This is a genomic window from Pseudomonas corni, from assembly GCF_057128765.1.
In genome coordinates this window covers 87616-104423 of the sequence record NZ_JBSKHW010000021.1, presented here as the reverse complement: position 1 = coordinate 104423, position 16808 = coordinate 87616, and the positions used below count along the sequence as shown (strand labels likewise).

Here is a 16808-nt window from a genome sequence, read left to right as displayed (position 1 = left end):
TCTCACTTTTCGGTTATCAGCGTAGCCGCAGGTCTTTTTGTGGGCGTGGACGTCGACATGGGTGTTGCCGTCGAGCCTGTAGGGGGGCGATGAAACAGCCGCTCCAGCTGAAGATAAATCACGGGCGTGGTGAACAGCGTCAACGCCTGACTCACCAGCAAGCCACCGACTACGGCGATCCCCAGTGGCTGACGCAATTCGGCGCCGACACCATAACCGAGCATCAGCGGCAAGGCACCGAGCAATGCAGCCAATGTGGTCATGATGATCGGCCGGAAGCGCGTCAGGCATGCTTCGTAAATCGCGTCTTGCGGGCTCAACCCGCGGTTGCGTTGGGCGTCCAGTGCAAAATCGACCAGCAGAATGCCGTTCTTTTTGACGATCCCGATCAGCAGGACGATGCCGATCAAACCCATGATCGAGAAATCCTGCCCCATCAACCACAGCAACAGCAGCGCGCCGATCCCTGCGGAGGGGAGGGTGGAAATGATCGTCAGCGGATGAACGAAGCTTTCGTACAGCACGCCGAGAATGATGTACACCGCCACCAGCGCCGCGAGGATCAACCACGGCTGGTTGGCCAGCGAACTCTGGAACGCCTGCGCAGCGCCCTGGAAATTGCCATTGATCGAGGCCGGCATACCGATCTCGTTTTTCGCCTGATCGAGCAATATCACTGCATCACCCAGCGCGATGCCGGGCGAGAGGTTGAACGACAGGTTGGCGGCCGGGAACATGCCGTCATGGGCAATGGAAAGCGGCCCCATCACCGGCGCGCCGACTTTAGCCAGCACAGACAGCGGCACCATCTCGCTGGTCAGCGGCGAGCGCAGGTAGAAATAGTTCAGGCTTTCAGCTTTACCTCGTTGCTGCGCATCGAGTTCCAGAATGACTTTGTATTGGTTGATCTCGGTCTGGAATTCATTGATCTGACGCTGGCCAAACGCGTCATACAGCGCCTGGTCGACATCGGCGGTGGTCAGCCCGAAGCGCGCCGCGGCGCTGCGATCAATCTCCAGATGGGTCACGCTGCCGCCCAATTGAAGGTCGTTGGACAGGTCTCTGAACGCCGGAATGGTGCGCAGTTTTTCGGTGAGCTTTTGGGTCCACAGATTGAGCAGCGGGCCGTCGTTGCTCTTGAGCACGTATTGATACTGCGCACGGCTTGGCCCGGAGCTGAGGTTGATATCTTGCCCGGCGCGCAGGTACAGGACGATGCCAGGTATCTTCGCCAGTTTCGGCCGTACCCGATCAATGAATTGGCTGGCGGAGACGTCGCGGTCGCCGCGATCTTTCAGAGCGATCCAGAAACGGCCATTGGCAATAGTCTGGTTGCTGCCGCTGACGCCGACCGAGTGCGAGAACGCTTTGACCGCAGGATCAGCGCCGATTATTTTCGCGATCGCTTTGTGTTTCTCGACCATGTCCGGGTAGGAAATATCGGCAGCGGCCTCACTGGTCCCCAGCACCATGCCGGTGTCCTGGACTGGGAAAAACCCCTTCGGAATGAGCACGTAGCCGATCACCGCTAACACTAGCGTCAGGCTGAACACGCCCAGCATCAGCCGCTGGTGAGCGAGGGCGAACCTGACCCCTCGTGCGTAACGGGCCAACAGGCGTTCGCCGAAACCGGGTTCGGCATGGGGATCATGTTTAGGCGCGCGCATGAACAGCGCGGCCAGGGTCGGCGCCAGGGTCAGCGACACCACCACTGAGATCAGAATGGTCGAGGTCGCGGTGAGGGCGAATTCCTTGAATAGCCGCCCGACCACGCCGCCCATGAACAGTAACGGAATGAACGCGGCAATCAGCGAGAAGCTGATGGACACCACGGTAAAGCCGATTTCCCCGGCGCCTTTAATGGCTGCATCGCGCATGTTTTCGCCGGCTTCGAGATGGCGGTGGATATTTTCCACCACCACAATGGCGTCATCCACCACGAAGCCGACTGCGACCACAATCGCCACCAGCGTCAGGTTGTTCAGGCTGAAACCCATGACGTACATCAACGCGAAACTGGCGATCAGCGAGACGCCCAATACTGCCGTCACGATCAAGGTCGCGGACAGTTGGCGCAGGAACAGCGCCATGACGGCGATCACCAGCAGCACCGCAATCAGCAGAGTTATCTCCACTTCATGCAGGGAGGCGCGAATAGTTTTGGTGCGGTCGCTCAGCACCGATACATCCACCGACGCCGGGAGCATTTCCTGCAGGCGCGGAAGCTCCCGCAGTACGCGATCCACGGTGTCGACAATGTTCGCGCCAGGCTGGCGGAAGACCACGATATTCACGCCTTGGCGGTCGCCGGACCAGGCCGTGACGTAGGCGTTTTCCGAGCCGTTGATGACTTTCGCGACGTCTTGCAGGTGAACAGGCGCGCCGTCCTTGTAGGAAACGATGAGTTGCTCGTAGTCCTTGGCTTCAAACAGTTGATCGTTAGAGGCGAGGGTGGAGATGCTGTCTTTGCCGTAAAGCGCGCCCTTTGCGAGGTTCAGGCTGGTTTGCTGTAACGACAGGCGCAGGTCGGCCAGGGTCAGACCAATCGAGGCGAGTTTGTCAGGTGAAGCCTGAACTCGAATGGCGGGACGTTGCTGTCCGACGATATTGACCTGGCCTACGCCGTCGATCTGGCTTAACTGACGGGCGAGCAACGACTCGGTGACGTCGCTGAGTTCGGTGCCGGGCATCAGGTCGGAACTGACGCTGAGAATCAGCACCGGGCTGTCGGCCGGGTTCACTTTGCGCCAGGTTGGCAGGTTCGGCAGGTCAGCGGGCAATCGCCCAGCGGCGGTGTTGATCGCGGCCTGTACTTCCTGGGCGGCGGTATCGATGCTTTTGTCGAGGGTAAATTGCAGGGTCAGGTTGGTTGAGCCCAGCGCGCTGCTGGAGGTCATTTGGGTCATGCCAGGAATGGCGCTGAATTGCACTTCCAAAGGCGTAGCGACCGAGGAGGCCATGGTCTCGGGGCTGGCGCCGGGCAATTGCGCTGACACTTGAATGGTCGGAAATTCTGCCTCGGGCAACGGCGCTACAGGTAGTCTGGGAAAGGCAATCAGCCCTAATAAAACCAGGGCAAACGTCAGAAGAACAGTGGCAACCGGATGGTTGACGCACCATGCCGAAATCGAACCGTGGCCTTTCATTTCGCGGGCTCCGCGGCGTCCACCAATGCGTCGTCGGTGGGTGCCTTGACGACTTCGATGTGCGAGCCGGCCTTGAGCCTGGATTGGCCATCGCTCACCAAAACGTCGTTGGCTTTGACGCCACTGATCAGCACCAGATCGCTGTCTTGATACAGCACCTTGACCGCCACGATCTCAACACTGTCGCCTTTGACCCGATACACATAGTGATGCTCTGCACCGCGCTGCACCACTTGCGGCGGGACTTTCAATGCGTTGCGGTCAAGTGCGGTCTGGATCTTCACGGTCACCAGTTGCCCTGGCCAGAGCTTCGCCGCCGGGTTGGCAAACTCGGCCTTGGCGCGGATGGTGCCGGTCGCTGCAACCACCTGATTGTCGATCAATGTCAGTTTTCCGTCCCCGAGCAATGTGCCCGTCGCGCCTTCGCCCAGGTAGGCCTTGACCGAAGCGGGGGTGCTGGCGCTGATCAAGCCTTGAAGTGTTGGCAACATCTGTTGTGGCAACGAAAACGTGACCGATACCGGGTCGATCTGGGTTACTGAAAACAAGCCTTGAGCGTCGCTCACGCGCAGGAAATTGCCTTCATCGACATTGCGAATGCCAACGCGGCCGGTGACCGGGGAGCGTATCTGAGTGTAGGACAGCTGAACCTGTGAGGCATTGATCGTGGCCTGGTTGCCAGCTGCCGTGGCCTTGAGCTGGCTGACCAACGCTTGCTGTTGATCGTATTGCTGCTTGGAAATGCTGTTGTCGACGCTGAGTAGTTTGTAACGTTTCAAATCCAGCTGAGCCATGTCCAGCTGCGCCTGACTTTGCGCCAGTTGGGCTTTTGTCTGGTCAAGTGTTGCGCGAATCGAACGGTCATCAATAGTCGCCAGCAGATCACCCACTTTGACCTGTTGCCCTTCTTTAACCAGCAACTTGGTCAGGATGCCATCCACCTGGGGGCGAATCATCACGCTCTGCAAAGACAACACCGAACCGATACCGGTTGCGAAGCGCGGCACGTCTTGTTCCACCACATTCACGACGCGTACCGGGATCGCAATCGGCGTGCTGACTTTTGCGGTAACCGGTCGGGTGTAAGTCCAGATTCCGATAGCCAATAGCGCTATGACACCTGCAGCTATAGCAGAAATTTGTGTCTTTTTGTGCATACAAGGTTAACGCCAGGGAATGAGTGGGAAGCGACACAATGCTGCCTCCTTTATAGCCCTTTCATCCGGTCAGCAAAATGACTGCCACCTGTCAGTACTGTCAGCAAACGTCTGACGGATGATGGGCGGGCATCAAGAAAATCTTCGTCAGGGCGATAACCCGATTGAGGGGATCGGTATTGGTCATGGCTTGCCCCTCACTCTGGAGTATGGCGATGAAAATCATGAAAACCGTTTCGATGTACGTCTCAATCGTGGTGATCGGCGGATGCGCCATGTCGATGGCGGCAAGCGCTAATGAACGAGGGCTAAGCTTCAGGGGGGCGATGGTCAATGGCGGATGCCTTGGCTTGTCTGCTGCTGAACTTAAGCAGGTAAGGCTCGATGGCGCGACCGCCAACGAGCAGACTACCGTCCAGATTCGCACCGCGTGCGGTGCGCAAAATGTTCCGCTCGAGGCACGTTACGTTGAAAGGTCGGCTGCCAACCTCAAGGACCACTCTGGTTTGATTACGCTGACTTACCGGTAAGTCTTCGACTGTGATTTTTTGCTCTAACGCCTTTCTTCTAACCCCCTCTAAAGCTATTAACGCCAGTCGCATAAAACACTAAGCGACGGGCGTTTTACGTCTGGTTCTTGCTCATTTCCATATTCTCTTAAATGGCGGCCGACTCAAACAGTTGCCACCTTTGCCCACCTTATTTTGTCTACTGCACTCTACAGCCCTTGTACTACGTGGCCTCTGGCGTTATCTGGCTTATTCCTACGGAAATTTCCGGCACTCGCCACTGTCGATTCTGAGCCCTCTTGGTACCAATCCTGACAGCCGCTAAAAAGACATCCGCCTATAGTCTTCGGCGTCCACTGAGGGCACAGACGAATTAACACAAGGATTGTCGTTAGCATGAAAAAGGTATCTCTCTCTTTGGCTGTAATGGTTGCAATGGGCCTGGGTGTAGCAGGCAGCGCCAACGCCGCAAACAACGGAAAACTGGTTCTTAACGGGACCCTTACCAACATCTCATGCGATGTCGGGGCTGGCAGCGGTGCCAGCGCTGGCAATAATCCAGGCGAAATCAACGTTGATCTGGGCAACGTATCTTTCTCCGATATTGGCCGTCCGGCCGCCAACAAGATCGAAACCGCTTCGCCGATTCAATTGCTGGTCAACTGTTCGGCGGGTGCCGCGCAGTACAGCACCGTCAAAATGCGCTTCATCGCCCGTCAGGGAAGCGGGCTGGACAACAGCGACCAGACATTGCTGCGCACCACTGGCGCGGCAGACGGTGTGGGCATCGCGCTGCTTAATTCCTCGAACCAGTTCATGGACTTGAGCGGCAACGAAACCATTGATGCCGAACTGGTGCGTCAAGGCACAGACGGGGCAACCGCCGAAATCAACTTCGCTGCCGTGTACGCGCTTAATGGATCAACGGCCGACACCAACCCCGGTAACGCAGACGGCTTCCTGCCATTCGTGCTGGATTACGAGTAATGCCACCGGACGGAGCGAGCCAGGCTCGCCCCGTCCTATCTCCGATACGCAAGGCGAACGCCCTCATGTTCTCTCTCTACCTTCGCAGTTTCACCCTGTTGCTGGGTCTGACGCTAATGATCAACGCCCAGGCGGGCGTGGTGCTTAACACCACGCGGGTCATTTATCCGGCCAAGGACAAAGAAGTCAGTCTGGGCATTCACAACAGCGGTTCGGGAGAAATTCTCGCTCAGTCATGGCTTGAAACCGATGCGGAGAACGCAGACCTCGGCAGCCTGCCGTTTGTAGTCACGCCTGCTTTGGCGCGGATGTCGGGCAATGCCAAACAGCTGGTGCGGATCATTTATGCCGGTAGTGGCTTACCCCAACACCGCGAATCGGTGTACTGGCTGAACGTTCAGGAAATTCCGCAGACCGCTGATGAGAATGTCCTGCAAATTGCGGTTCGACAGCGGATCAAGTTGTTCTTCCGTCCAGCCGGGTTACCGGGAGATCCATTGGAAGCGGCGGAAAAACTGGAATGGCGCCTCATTGATGGCGCAACGCTGGAAGTCAGCAATCCTGGCCCCTACCACGTTTCATTGATCCAGCTTGGGTTGCAGCGGGGGGGCACACGTTTGCTGAGGGAGGAAAGCCGGATGCTGGCGCCGTTGCAGCGGGTGAGGTTCCCTCTCGAACAGTCTGGAGCGGGAGCTACGGCAAACCTGAAGTTCATCAGCATCAATGATTTCGGCGCTCAAGTTCCTTATCAAGCCGTCGTTGACAGTCACCGGATAAACCTGGCGACGCGGACCTTCACCCAACCTGAATAGCACTTTCGCTACTCGGGTTTTTCTTGTTTCCCCTTTTTGAGCCGGGTAACTCCCGCTCTGAAGTCGCGCGCTGGGCGAAAGGAATCGGCCGCGCACTGATATACCGAAATCGAGTGATACCTGCTAATGGAACGGCGAGACAAATACAATAAAGAACTGATCTGCGGGGTAGCGTTGGCTGACGGGCAACCTATCGAGCCTTTTGATCAGCCATCGGCAGCTACTGCCGCAATGCCGATGTTCATGACAACGGCTGCGAGCCTTGCGCTGGTATTTCCTTTTGCTGCAATGGCCGATCACGCCGGTGCTCAAGTCGGTGGAGCCCAGCAGCCATCTGCTCACGTGCGATTCAACACCGCGTTCATTCAAGGCAGCGACCAACCGCCTGATCTCAAGGCATTTCTGGATGGCGCCAGTGTGGTGCCTGGCAGCTATCGCGTGGATGTCTTTATCAATCGCGCCTTGAGCGGTCGGCGGGATATTACCTTCAGCGCAAATCCCGTCACTGGGGCCATTGAGCCTTGTCTGACGCTGGAAATGCTCGGACAGTTGGGCCTGGACACGCAACAGTTGGAAGGCGGAATTCCAGGGCAAGCGCTTGACGCCTGTTTCGATTTGCAGGCCAAGGTTGATTTTGCGCACATTGACTATCAACCCAACAACCTGCGGCTCAATATCAGCGTGCCACAGGCGGTGATGTCCCGCAGCGCCAAGGGATTTGTACCGCCCGAACTGTGGGATCAAGGCCAAACTACCGGCTTTATCAATTACAACCTCAGCGGCTCGCGGCGCAGTAATCGAGGGCAAAGCGCCGATCAGTATTACCTCGGACTGCGCAATGGTTTGAACCTTGGGGCGTGGCGGCTGCGCAATGAGTCTTCACTGGTATACGGAGACGGGCAACCTTATCGATTTCGCAGCAACCGGACCTTTGTCCAGCGCGACATGACTGCCCTCAACAGCCAACTGACGCTGGGTGAAATCTTCACGGATTCACAGGTATTCGACAGCGTGAGGTTTCTTGGTGCGACGCTCGCGTCGGACGAGGGCATGTTGCCCGACAGCTTGCGCACCTATGCGCCGACCATTCGAGGTATCGCGCAAAGCAACGCCACCGTCGAGGTGCGGCAGAACGGCTTCATGCTTTACAGCGGCAACGTTTCCCCCGGCCCGTTCGAGATCACGGATATCTACCCCAGTGGCTCCAACGGCGATCTGGAAGTGACCGTCATAGAAGCCGATGGCAGCAAGCGCGTGTTCATTCAGGCGTACGCTTCTTTGCCAATCATGGTGCCCGAAGGTGCCCTTCGATACAGCCTTGCGGCCGGCCAGTACGACAGCAACGAAGACAACGGCGTATCGCCGCATTTCGCCAGCGGTACGCTGATCTATGGCTTGAACGATCGAATCACCGGCTTCGGCGGGGTGCAGATGGCCGAGGCGTATCAGGCCGGCAATCTGGGTGCGGGTATCAATACCGGGTTTGGCGCGGTCTCGGCGGACGTCACCCAGTCGATCAGCCAGCAACGCCAGCAAACCCGCAGGGGGCAAAGCGTGCGTCTGCGCTACGCCAACACGCTGGAACTCACCCGCACCACCCTGGCAGTTGCCGGTTACCGCTACTCGACGGACCAGTACCGAACGTTCGACGAGCATGTCGATGAACTGAATGCCCGCGTGGACCGTTACGGTTCAGGCAGAGCCAAGGATCGTCTGGAAGTCAACGTGACCCAGGCCTTGCCCGATGCTTCGGGTTCACTGACGTTGACCGGTTCCGAACAGCGTTACTGGGACATGTCCGGCAAAGCCCGGCAGCTGTATGTTTCTTACAACGCCAGTTGGCACGCGCTCAGTTACAACTTTTCGGTTGAGCGAAATCAAACCTTTAACCGAGGCGGACAGAGCGAAACCGACAATCGCATCGCGTTGACCCTCAGCTTTCCACTGGGCAGCAATCCGGGGGCATCGCGGGTGTCTTTCAATGCGGTGCGTGACAGCGCAGGCGACTACAACGCCCAGGCCGGTATCAACGGGCAAGTCTTCGAAGATCGCGACACGTTTTATTCGGTTCAGGCCGGAAAGGACAATCGCTCGGGGTCCTCAGGATTCGGCAAGCTCAACACCACCACTCCCTACGGGCGCTTTGACGCGGGCTACGGGCAGGGCGCGCAATACCGAACCTTTTCCGTGGGCGCGGCAGGCTCGGTAGTGGCGCACGCTGGCGGCGTCAACCTGGGTCAGACACTGGGAGAAACCTTCGCCTTGATTCAGGTGAAGGATGTCGGCGGCGCCAAGCTCTCCAGCTACAGCAATGTGCAGACAGCGAGCAATGGCTACGCGGTTTTGCCCTATGCCCAGCCTTACAGGACCAACTGGATCACGCTGGATACCCGCCAACTTGGCGCCGATGTCGAGCTGGAAAACGCTGTGACCCAGATCGTCCCCAGGCGTGGGGCCGTGCCGTTGGTGACGTTCAAGGCGGCAGTCGGACGCCGTGTGCAATTTGAACTGGTGCGCGCCGATGGCAGCAGATTACCTCTGGGCGCGGTGGTTGAGGATGAACGCGGGAAAATACTGGCGGCAGTCGATCCCACGGGACGTGCGCTGGTGCTGAGCGATGAGGATCGGGGGATGCTCAGGGTCACTTGGTCCGATCAGCAGTGCAGCGCGGCGTTCAGTCTGCCGCCCAAGGCCCCGGCGCGCACCTATGAACGGCTCAAGGTGGTGTGCCAATGACGTGGCTCAAAGCAGTCAGCGCGTTGTGTGTCGGGATGCTGTTCAGCGCCGACGGACAGGCGGGGGTTTCGTTGGCAGGGACTCGACTGATCTTCGATGGCAAGTATCGCGAAGCCAGCATTGAGGCAAGCAACCGCAGCGACAAAGAAGTGCTGTTGCAAGCGTGGCTAAGTGCTGCCGATCAGTCGTCAAGACCCGAAGACCTGCCCTTCGTCGTCACCCCGCATTTGGTGCATTTACCTTCGCAGGGCAAGCAGTCGTTGCGTTTGCTTTATGAGGGCGTGGGTATGCCGGGCGGGCGAGAGTCCTTGTTGCACCTTTATGTTATGGAAATACCCCGGCGCAGCGACGCAAAGCAGCAACTGACGATCGCGGTAAGACAGCGCATCAACGTGTTTTATCGACCCGCAGGATTAGGCGGAAATCCCGCTGATGCTGCGCAGGGATTGTTATGGCAGTTAGTGAAAGAACCGGGCGGGGAAATTCGTCTGCACGTGCGCAACCCCACGCCTTTTCATGTGTCGCTGCTGGCCCTGCAGCTCGATGGCGAGCGCGTCAGGGATGACTGGCTGATCAAGCCAGCGCAAACCACGTCCGTGCTGCTTGCCAAGGGCGTGAGTGCTGCTCGGCTTTCGTTCAAGGCGCTGAATGACTACGGCGGCCAGCGTGGGTATTGCGCGCAGTTGAGCCACAACGGGCCTGAGTCTGCGCGATTGATGACAGGGACACCGACTTCAATGATTGGGAAATGCTGAGTATGAATACGCCTTTTTTGACCTTGCGAGCTTACTTGTCCGCGCTTGCATTGTTACTTACTTGCGCTGAGGCCATGGCCATGACTTGCAAGACCCAAGGGTCGGGCGAAGCGATTATCCGCGCTGACCTTGGCAGCTCGGTGGCGATCCCTGCCGCGCTTGCTGATGGCGCTGTGGTCTGGCGATCTGAACGCCTGAGCATTGAGGTCGTGTGTGCCAAGGACGGTCAATTGGGAATGGCCGAGGAGGTATCTATTTACCTGAACCCCGAGAATCTTCAGGTGGGGCAGGGCATCCGCGCGGGGCTGACGGTCAATGGGGTCGATCATGTGCAAACCCAAGGGCGAATCGGTACCCAGCAGGTTCTCCCTGCATGTCAGGAGGACGAATCAAACATCGGCGCGTGCCCAAAGGTCAGCTTCAATTTGCCGTTTTCGGTGTTCATTCAGAAATACGGGCCAACCCCGCCTTCCGGGCAAGCGAGCCAATTGCTGGACTATCGAATGTTTCAGCTCGACAGCTCGCTGGGCCTGAATCCGTTTCCCGGCAACAACCTTAATTACGTGATCAACAACCTGACGGGGCTGCGGTTTATCGCCTGTGACGCCGAGTTGCGCGTGATGCCCGAGGTCGTGGAGTTCGGGCAGGTCGCCATCCGGAATGTGCAGGTTGGCAAAGTTGCCGACTATCGGCGCTTTGCCTTGGCCACTAGCCGTACCTGCGACTCACCGTTCAGCCTCGATGCACGTTTTACCCCGGTATCCGGCGTGTTATCAGGTGAGGTGCTGGTGCCGGTCAACAATAATAGCGTTGGTATCCGTATCGTTCCGGCCCAGGGCGGCAAGCCGTTTCCCTACAACGAACCCTTTCACCTGAACGATCTTCTGGGTGGAAACTATTCGGCGACGGCGGACTTTAATGCCGAATTGCTGTGGCAAACCGAAACACCCAAGCCAGGGCCCTTCGAAGCCGAAGTGATGGTGGATTTGTTCTACAAGTGACCCGAGTGGCAAGACCCGATGAGAGGGCGTGCGCCAACAGGCAACCGCTGGGGGATTGAGGTATGCTGCGCGGCCTTTTGGGTGTTAGCCCGTTTATTGTCGATCGTTTCCCGTCTTTTGGAGCTTTCATGACCACTTCTGAACTTACGCCCGCTCCCGAGACCGTCGACAACGCGGCATCGGTTGCCCAGGATAAAGCCGACATCCCGGCCTTCAGCTTCCCTTTCAAGCCGGGCGAACTGTTGCAGGCCAAGAAGGATCAGGGCTGGTACCAGAAAGGCGGCAAGTCCAATCACGAAAAGCGCCCGGGCGCTGCGCCTGCAGGCACTCGCCGGTCGATGGGTAAGCGCTGAAAATCAGCGCGAATCTGTAGGAGCGAACTTGTTCGCGAGGCGTTTTAAGCTTGTCTCGCCAACAAGTTGGCTCCTACAGACCCCAAGCAACTCATCCTTCTTTACGAAAACTCTCCCGATACTGCGTAGGCGTCACCCCCAGGCGCTGGCTGAATATCAGCCGCATGCGCGCAGCGCTGCCGAATCCACAGTGATACGCCACAGCCTTGATCACCATGTCGCTGCCTTCTAGTAGATGCCGAGCGGCATCGATTCGCGCACGTTGTACGAATTCGGCCGGGGTGATTTTGGCGTCGCGGGCAAAAATCCGGGCGAAGCTGCGTGGGCTCATCGACACCACTTCGGCCAGACGCTCGACTGAAAACGGCTCGCCAATATGCGCCATGACGTAGCGCTGAATCTTCGCCACGGGCGAGTCGTCTTCAGCCGATGCCGTCAAGTAAGGACTGAATTGCGATTGCCCGCCCTGGCGTTGAGCGACCACCAGCAAACGCTTTGCGACGGCTAGAGAAATGGCCGCGCCGTGATCCTGCGTCACCAGCGCCAGCGCCATATCGATTCCAGCGGTCACTCCGGCTGACGTCACCAACGCGCCGTCGCGTACATAGATTCGATCCGGCTGTACCCGCGCCAGTGGAAATTGATCGGCCAATTGCTGCGCATGACTCCAATGTGTCGCCGCCTGTTTGCCATCGAGCAACCCGGCATGGCCAAGGATAAAGGCGCCGGTGCAAATCGAACCGTAGCATTCGGCATTCGGGACGGCTGCATTGAGCCATGCCGTTATCTGCGGCATCGCCTGCGCCTGCGGCAGCGATGGCCCGCCTGGCACCAACACCACATCAAACTCAATCGGCGCATCGTCGATTTCATACTGCGCACCCAACGGCATGCCGTTGGAGGCAAGAATCGGATACGGCGCGGCACCGATGGTGACCATACGGTAACCATCCTGCGCAGGTACGAAGCCATTGGCTTCGGCGAACACATCCAGCGGGCCAGCAACGTCCAGCGACTGCACGCCGGGGAATAGCACGATTGCCACGCTTTTCATCGACAGGCCTCAGGCACTTTGCAGAGGGATAAACATATAGCCCGATGCCTCGCCTGTCTCCACCAGCGCGCCGCAATTGCGCAGGGTGTTTTCTACCTCATCACCAACTACGCGAAAATTCCATTCGTGCCGCGTGGAGGTTGTGTCCTCGACGCTTTGCTCGGTCGCGGCAATGAACGCATTCATGTCTGGCAGATAAGCCACAAAGCCATTGCCCTTGAGCGCGGTGGTTTTAAGCCCTAACGCCGCGCAGATGGCTTCCTTGCGCGCGATGTCGTCACGGTCGGCCTGTCGCGACTGCTCAATAAGCGCCATCAATTGGTGATCGACCAAAGCATTGCCAACGATCAACTCAGGTCCTTGGGTCCACGCTTCTGGCGGGCAATCCTTGGCTTCAGGGCGTAGCGGAATGTGTGGATTGATTTCCATTGGATAAATCCGACACACCAGGGGGCGACGTTCGTAGATACGGCAGAGGTCCTGGGCGTCAAGATTTCGGCAGCGTCCGGCATTGAAGGCAGCGAAAGTGATGGCCACGTGAGCATTAGCCGATCCGCTTTTCACCGGTTGCGAACGGCGCGTTGCGTGAATGAGCTGTTCTGCGGACACGCCGTAGCCATCTGCCATGAACGCTTCGGTAAGGACAATCAGAGAACCGCCGTCAGCCGCCCACTGTATGGCTTCGCTGAGCGTAAGAGGTACGTGGTGATCGGTGCAGCACTTGCCACACCCAACGCAGGAAAACTGAGTATTCATGAAGATAACTAACCCGACTGCACCTGAATCAAGAAACCCGGATAAAACGCTGGCAATCTGTCGCGGCCAGGGGTTTTCCGATTTGGTCAGGATGTGCAGCAAGTTATGCGCCAGTCACAGCAGGGGGCTGTGACTGCGTGGGGGGATGAGCGATTATTTTTTCGGCAGCGTGGTCAGGTTGTCCCACTCGGTGCTGACGGCTTTCTTGTTCTTGCGATCGTAAAGGCACAGCTCGGTGCCTGTCTTATTCTTCATGAACGCCTGCTTGTATTGGCCTTTTATCAGCAGGGCGCTATAGCCAATCGTGTCATCGAATAACGCCGATGTGCCGGCGGGTTTGGCGTTTTTCAGTTGACTGGCTTTGACGCAGCTATCGATGACGGCCTTGTCCAGCGCGTTCCATGCTTCGGTACTAGAGGCGTTTGCCTGGCTTGCGAATCCGGCTAGAGCAAGCAGCAGCGCAGTGGTGGTTTTCATGTGTATCTCCATGGGGGCGTTATCCTGCAAGGGCTACAAAACCGATTAGAGTCGGTCAGACCGAATCCAGTTCGCCGCGCCGCACATATTCCATGCCGACGCGCTCATACAAGCGTCTGGCGATGAGATTGCTCTCCATGACCTTGAGATCAACGCGCTGCTCTCGTTTTCGGTAAAACGCGTCGAAAGCGTGCTCAAGCAGGCGCTGGCCGATACTTTGGCCCTGCGCACGAGGGTGGACGACCAGATTTCGAATAAAGGCGCTGGTCCAGCATTGAGCGACAGCAACGATGCCTGCGCTGTCCTCAACCGCGAAAACCAGATGCCGGTCAAACTCCGGGTCTGTTTCGAACGCGCCGAGCCAGGTGCGCAGGTCTGCCACCCGACCGCCGCCGTGCTGGCGGCCGAGTATTAATAGCTGATGGATTTGGGTGGCGTTGTCCGCAGTGAGCGTCGCGACCCGCAGCGAGGCGGGCCATTGCACCGGGGCAGGTGCTTGCGAAAGGTCCCTGCGCATCAGCCAGTAATGGCTGGGGGAAGCATCATCGGCGGAGGGCGTCAGATGCCCTGTGCTTCTACCGTACGCGCGGCTTGGATCAAACATCGTGTCAGCTCTGGTGAGGAAAACTTGGTCAACACAGCATTCGCTCCCGCCGCGTTGGCTTTTTCGGCGTTCATCGCGCTGTCCAGAGAAGTGTGCAGCAGAACATACAGCTCTTGGAAGTCAGGCGTTTCCCGTAGCGTTCGTGTGAAAGCGTATCCATCCATTTCAGACATTTCGATATCCGACACTACGACGTTGATCTGGGCCTCGGTCCCTTGCAGTTCCAGCAGTTGATCAATTGCCTCTTTGGCACTGCGCGCGGTGTGACATTCGACCCCCAGACTACGCAGCGTGATGACCGACTGCTGTAACGCGACCTGGCTATCATCGACCACCAAAATCCGGGCTTTTGCCAGCACTTTGGCGTCTTGTTCGCTGAGTTCGGCCGGCCCTGCGTTAATTCTGGCGGGAGCAATGCCGTGAATGACCTTTTCGATATCCAGCACCTGCACCAGTGTGCCGTCCACTTGGGTCACGCCCGTAATGAATGACCGGTTGCCCGCGCCAAAGGGCGGAGGACGGATGTCCGTAGTCAGGCAGTGAACGATCTTGCTCACCGCCTGCACGTGCAACCCCTGCTTGGAACGGCTGACGTCTGTAACAATCAGGCAGCCACCGTTCGGGTCTTCCAGAGGACGCTCACCAATGGCTCGGCTGAGGTCAATTACCGACAAAGCAGTGCCGCGCAATGTGGCGACGCCTTTGACGTGTGGGTGTGATTCGGGCAACCGGGTCAGGGGAGGGCAGGGGATGATTTCGCTGACTTTGAGCAGGTTGATCGCCATCAACTTACCGCTGCGCAAGGTGAACAGCAGGAGCGAAAGTGAATCTGCGCGGACATTTGTGGACATAGGAGCCTTCTGACATGAGTTGTTGGCTGCACCCGGCGGCAAACAGCTTTCGATGACGGGTTATCGACTTGAGCAGGTCAGGCTTTAACGGTTTTGCTTGCGGGTGACTTCAACTGCCGGTTAACAAGGCTGGGACGCCGTGTCGAAAAGACTAGCTCTAGTCCTAATGACCGCATTCGGGTTGGGGTCAAAATGACTGATTGACGCTAACTATATGAATTGAAACGATATTAAACGTGGCACGCTTTCTGATAATGAACAGTTAACTTTTTGAGTCCTTCACGCCAGGAGTTAGCCATGTTAAACGCCCAAGATCGTGCCATCGTCAAAGCCACCGTTCCTCTTCTTGAAAGTGGCGGTGAAGCCCTAACCACTCATTTCTACAAAATGTTGCTCAAGGAGCATCCTGAAGTCCGCCCGTTGTTCAATCAGGCGCACCAGAGCAGTGGCGACCAGCCTCGTGCCTTGGCCAATGGCGTACTGATGTATGCCCGTCATATCGATCAGCTTGAGCAACTGGGCGATCTGGTCGCCAAGATCATCAACAAGCATGTGGCTCTGCAAATTCTGCCTGAGCACTACCCGTTAGTTGGCGGTTGCCTGTTGCGGGCAATCTCTGAAGTATTAGGTAGTGAAATTGCCACCCCTGAGGTGATCGATGCCTGGGGACGTGCGTACCAGCAATTGGCGGACATCCTGATAGGTGCCGAGAAGACCATCTACGACGAAAAAGAGCACGCTGTTGGTGGCTGGCGTGGAGCGCGTGAATTCAAAATCGCCAACAAAGTTCAGGAGAGCGCGGAAATCACCTCGTTCTACTTCGCACCAGCCGATGGCAAGGCGATTCTGGATTTCACCGCTGGCCAGTACATTGGTATGCAGCTGTTCATCGACGGTGAAGAAATTCGTCGCAACTACTCGCTGTCGGCGCTGGCGGGTAACAATCAGTACCGCATCAGCGTCAAGCGCGAACCAGGTGGACGCGCTTCGAACTTCCTGCATGACAACATGCGCATCGGTGACAGTATTAATCTGTTCACGCCGTCTGGTGACTTCACACTCGCCCATAACGATAAGCCGCTGGTGCTGATCAGTGGCGGGGTCGGCATTACCCCAACGCTGGCGATGCTGGAAGCTGCGTTATTGACTGAGCGGCCTATTTGCTTCATCCACTGCGCCCGTAACGGCGGGGTGCACGCCTTTCGTGACTGGGTTGAAGACCTTGCGGGTAAGCATCCGCAGCTGAAGCGCTTTTACTGCTATGGCGAAGACGATGGTGTGAGCCCGGCTGCCCATGCCGTTGGTCTGCTGGATCAGGCGCGGCTTGAGCAATGGCTGCCTGAAGATCGCGATCTTGACGCGTACTTTCTTGGGCCAAAAGGGTTCATGGCCGCTGTGAAGCGCCAGCTCAAGGCCGCGGGTGTTCCTGAGAGCCAGAGCCGCTTCGAATTTTTTGGTCCGGCATCTGCGCTGGAGTAAGCGGGTGGTGTGCTCTCCTGCGGCAATACGCCGCACGCTTCTATATATATAGAGGCGTATTATTTTGGGGTGGCATCTGATCGGTGCAAACACGTACAAGCCGGTTCAGATGCTCCAGAATTTTGTAACCT

At 57.5% G+C, this 16808-nt stretch carries 15 protein-coding genes; 8 read left to right on the top strand and 7 right to left on the bottom strand.

Annotation, left to right across the window (positions count from 1 at the left end):
• Positions 1 to 2: 2 nt before the first annotated feature.
• Positions 3 to 3146 (bottom strand): multidrug efflux RND transporter permease subunit, encoded by a 3144-nt coding sequence (locus tag ACWKV9_RS25655; RefSeq protein WP_483838901.1) that lies wholly within the window; start codon positions 3144 to 3146, stop codon positions 3 to 5.
• Positions 3143 to 4303, bottom strand: a complete 1161-nt coding sequence (locus ACWKV9_RS25650) for an efflux RND transporter periplasmic adaptor subunit (RefSeq protein ID WP_483838900.1) — start codon at positions 4301 to 4303, stop codon at positions 3143 to 3145. The genes ACWKV9_RS25655 and ACWKV9_RS25650 overlap by 4 nt, the downstream gene beginning before the upstream one ends.
• A gap of 215 nt (positions 4304 to 4518) precedes the next feature.
• Between ACWKV9_RS25650 and ACWKV9_RS25645 the strand changes: the two genes are divergently transcribed.
• From ACWKV9_RS25645 to ACWKV9_RS25615, 7 genes are all read left to right on the top strand, one after another.
• Positions 4519 to 4833, top strand: a complete 315-nt coding sequence (locus ACWKV9_RS25645; protein ID WP_483838899.1) for a hypothetical protein — start codon at positions 4519 to 4521, stop codon at positions 4831 to 4833.
• A gap of 375 nt (positions 4834 to 5208) precedes the next feature.
• Entirely contained in the window at positions 5209 to 5799 is a 591-nt protein-coding gene (locus tag ACWKV9_RS25640; RefSeq protein ID WP_483838898.1) for a fimbrial protein, read from the top strand.
• Between the two features lie 65 nt (positions 5800 to 5864).
• Positions 5865 to 6611: a fimbrial biogenesis chaperone gene (locus ACWKV9_RS25635; RefSeq protein WP_483838897.1), complete on the top strand. Its 747-nt coding sequence runs from the start codon at positions 5865 to 5867 to the stop codon at positions 6609 to 6611.
• 288 nt (positions 6612 to 6899) lie between these two features.
• On the top strand, positions 6900 to 9347 hold the full coding sequence (locus tag ACWKV9_RS25630; protein ID WP_483838933.1) for a fimbria/pilus outer membrane usher protein: 2448 nt from the start codon (positions 6900 to 6902) through the stop codon (positions 9345 to 9347).
• A complete protein-coding gene (locus tag ACWKV9_RS25625; protein ID WP_483838896.1) occupies positions 9344 to 10102 on the top strand; it encodes a fimbrial biogenesis chaperone in 759 nt (252 codons plus the stop codon). The genes ACWKV9_RS25630 and ACWKV9_RS25625 overlap by 4 nt, the downstream gene beginning before the upstream one ends.
• 2 nt (positions 10103 to 10104) lie before the next feature.
• The gene (locus ACWKV9_RS25620; protein ID WP_483838895.1) at positions 10105 to 11103 is read left to right on the top strand and encodes a fimbrial protein; all 999 of its coding nucleotides are present in this window, start codon (positions 10105 to 10107) and stop codon (positions 11101 to 11103) included.
• 128 nt (positions 11104 to 11231) lie between these two features.
• On the top strand, positions 11232 to 11456 hold the full coding sequence (locus tag ACWKV9_RS25615) for a hypothetical protein (protein ID WP_483838894.1): 225 nt from the start codon (positions 11232 to 11234) through the stop codon (positions 11454 to 11456).
• A gap of 91 nt (positions 11457 to 11547) precedes the next feature.
• Here the strand turns inward: ACWKV9_RS25615 and ACWKV9_RS25610 are convergent, their stop codons facing one another.
• From ACWKV9_RS25610 to ACWKV9_RS25590, 5 genes are all read right to left on the bottom strand, one after another.
• Positions 11548 to 12510 (bottom strand): GlxA family transcriptional regulator, encoded by a 963-nt coding sequence (locus ACWKV9_RS25610; RefSeq protein WP_483838893.1) that lies wholly within the window; start codon positions 12508 to 12510, stop codon positions 11548 to 11550.
• Between the two features lie 9 nt (positions 12511 to 12519).
• Entirely contained in the window at positions 12520 to 13266 is a 747-nt protein-coding gene (locus tag ACWKV9_RS25605; protein ID WP_483838892.1) for a YkgJ family cysteine cluster protein, read from the bottom strand.
• 153 nt (positions 13267 to 13419) lie between these two features.
• Complete coding sequence (locus ACWKV9_RS25600) at positions 13420 to 13743, bottom strand: hypothetical protein (protein ID WP_483838891.1); 324 nt, start codon at positions 13741 to 13743, stop codon at positions 13420 to 13422.
• A gap of 55 nt (positions 13744 to 13798) precedes the next feature.
• Positions 13799 to 14347, bottom strand: coding sequence for a GNAT family N-acetyltransferase (locus ACWKV9_RS25595; protein ID WP_483838890.1), 549 nt, complete (start codon positions 14345 to 14347; stop codon positions 13799 to 13801).
• Entirely contained in the window at positions 14302 to 15198 is an 897-nt protein-coding gene (locus ACWKV9_RS25590) for a chemotaxis protein CheW (RefSeq protein ID WP_483838889.1), read from the bottom strand. The genes ACWKV9_RS25595 and ACWKV9_RS25590 overlap by 46 nt, the downstream gene beginning before the upstream one ends.
• A gap of 297 nt (positions 15199 to 15495) precedes the next feature.
• Here ACWKV9_RS25590 and hmpA point away from each other — a divergent pair, with 297 nt between their 5' ends.
• On the top strand, positions 15496 to 16677 hold the full coding sequence (gene hmpA / locus ACWKV9_RS25585; protein WP_483838888.1) for an NO-inducible flavohemoprotein: 1182 nt from the start codon (positions 15496 to 15498) through the stop codon (positions 16675 to 16677).
• Positions 16678 to 16808 lie beyond the last annotated feature (131 nt).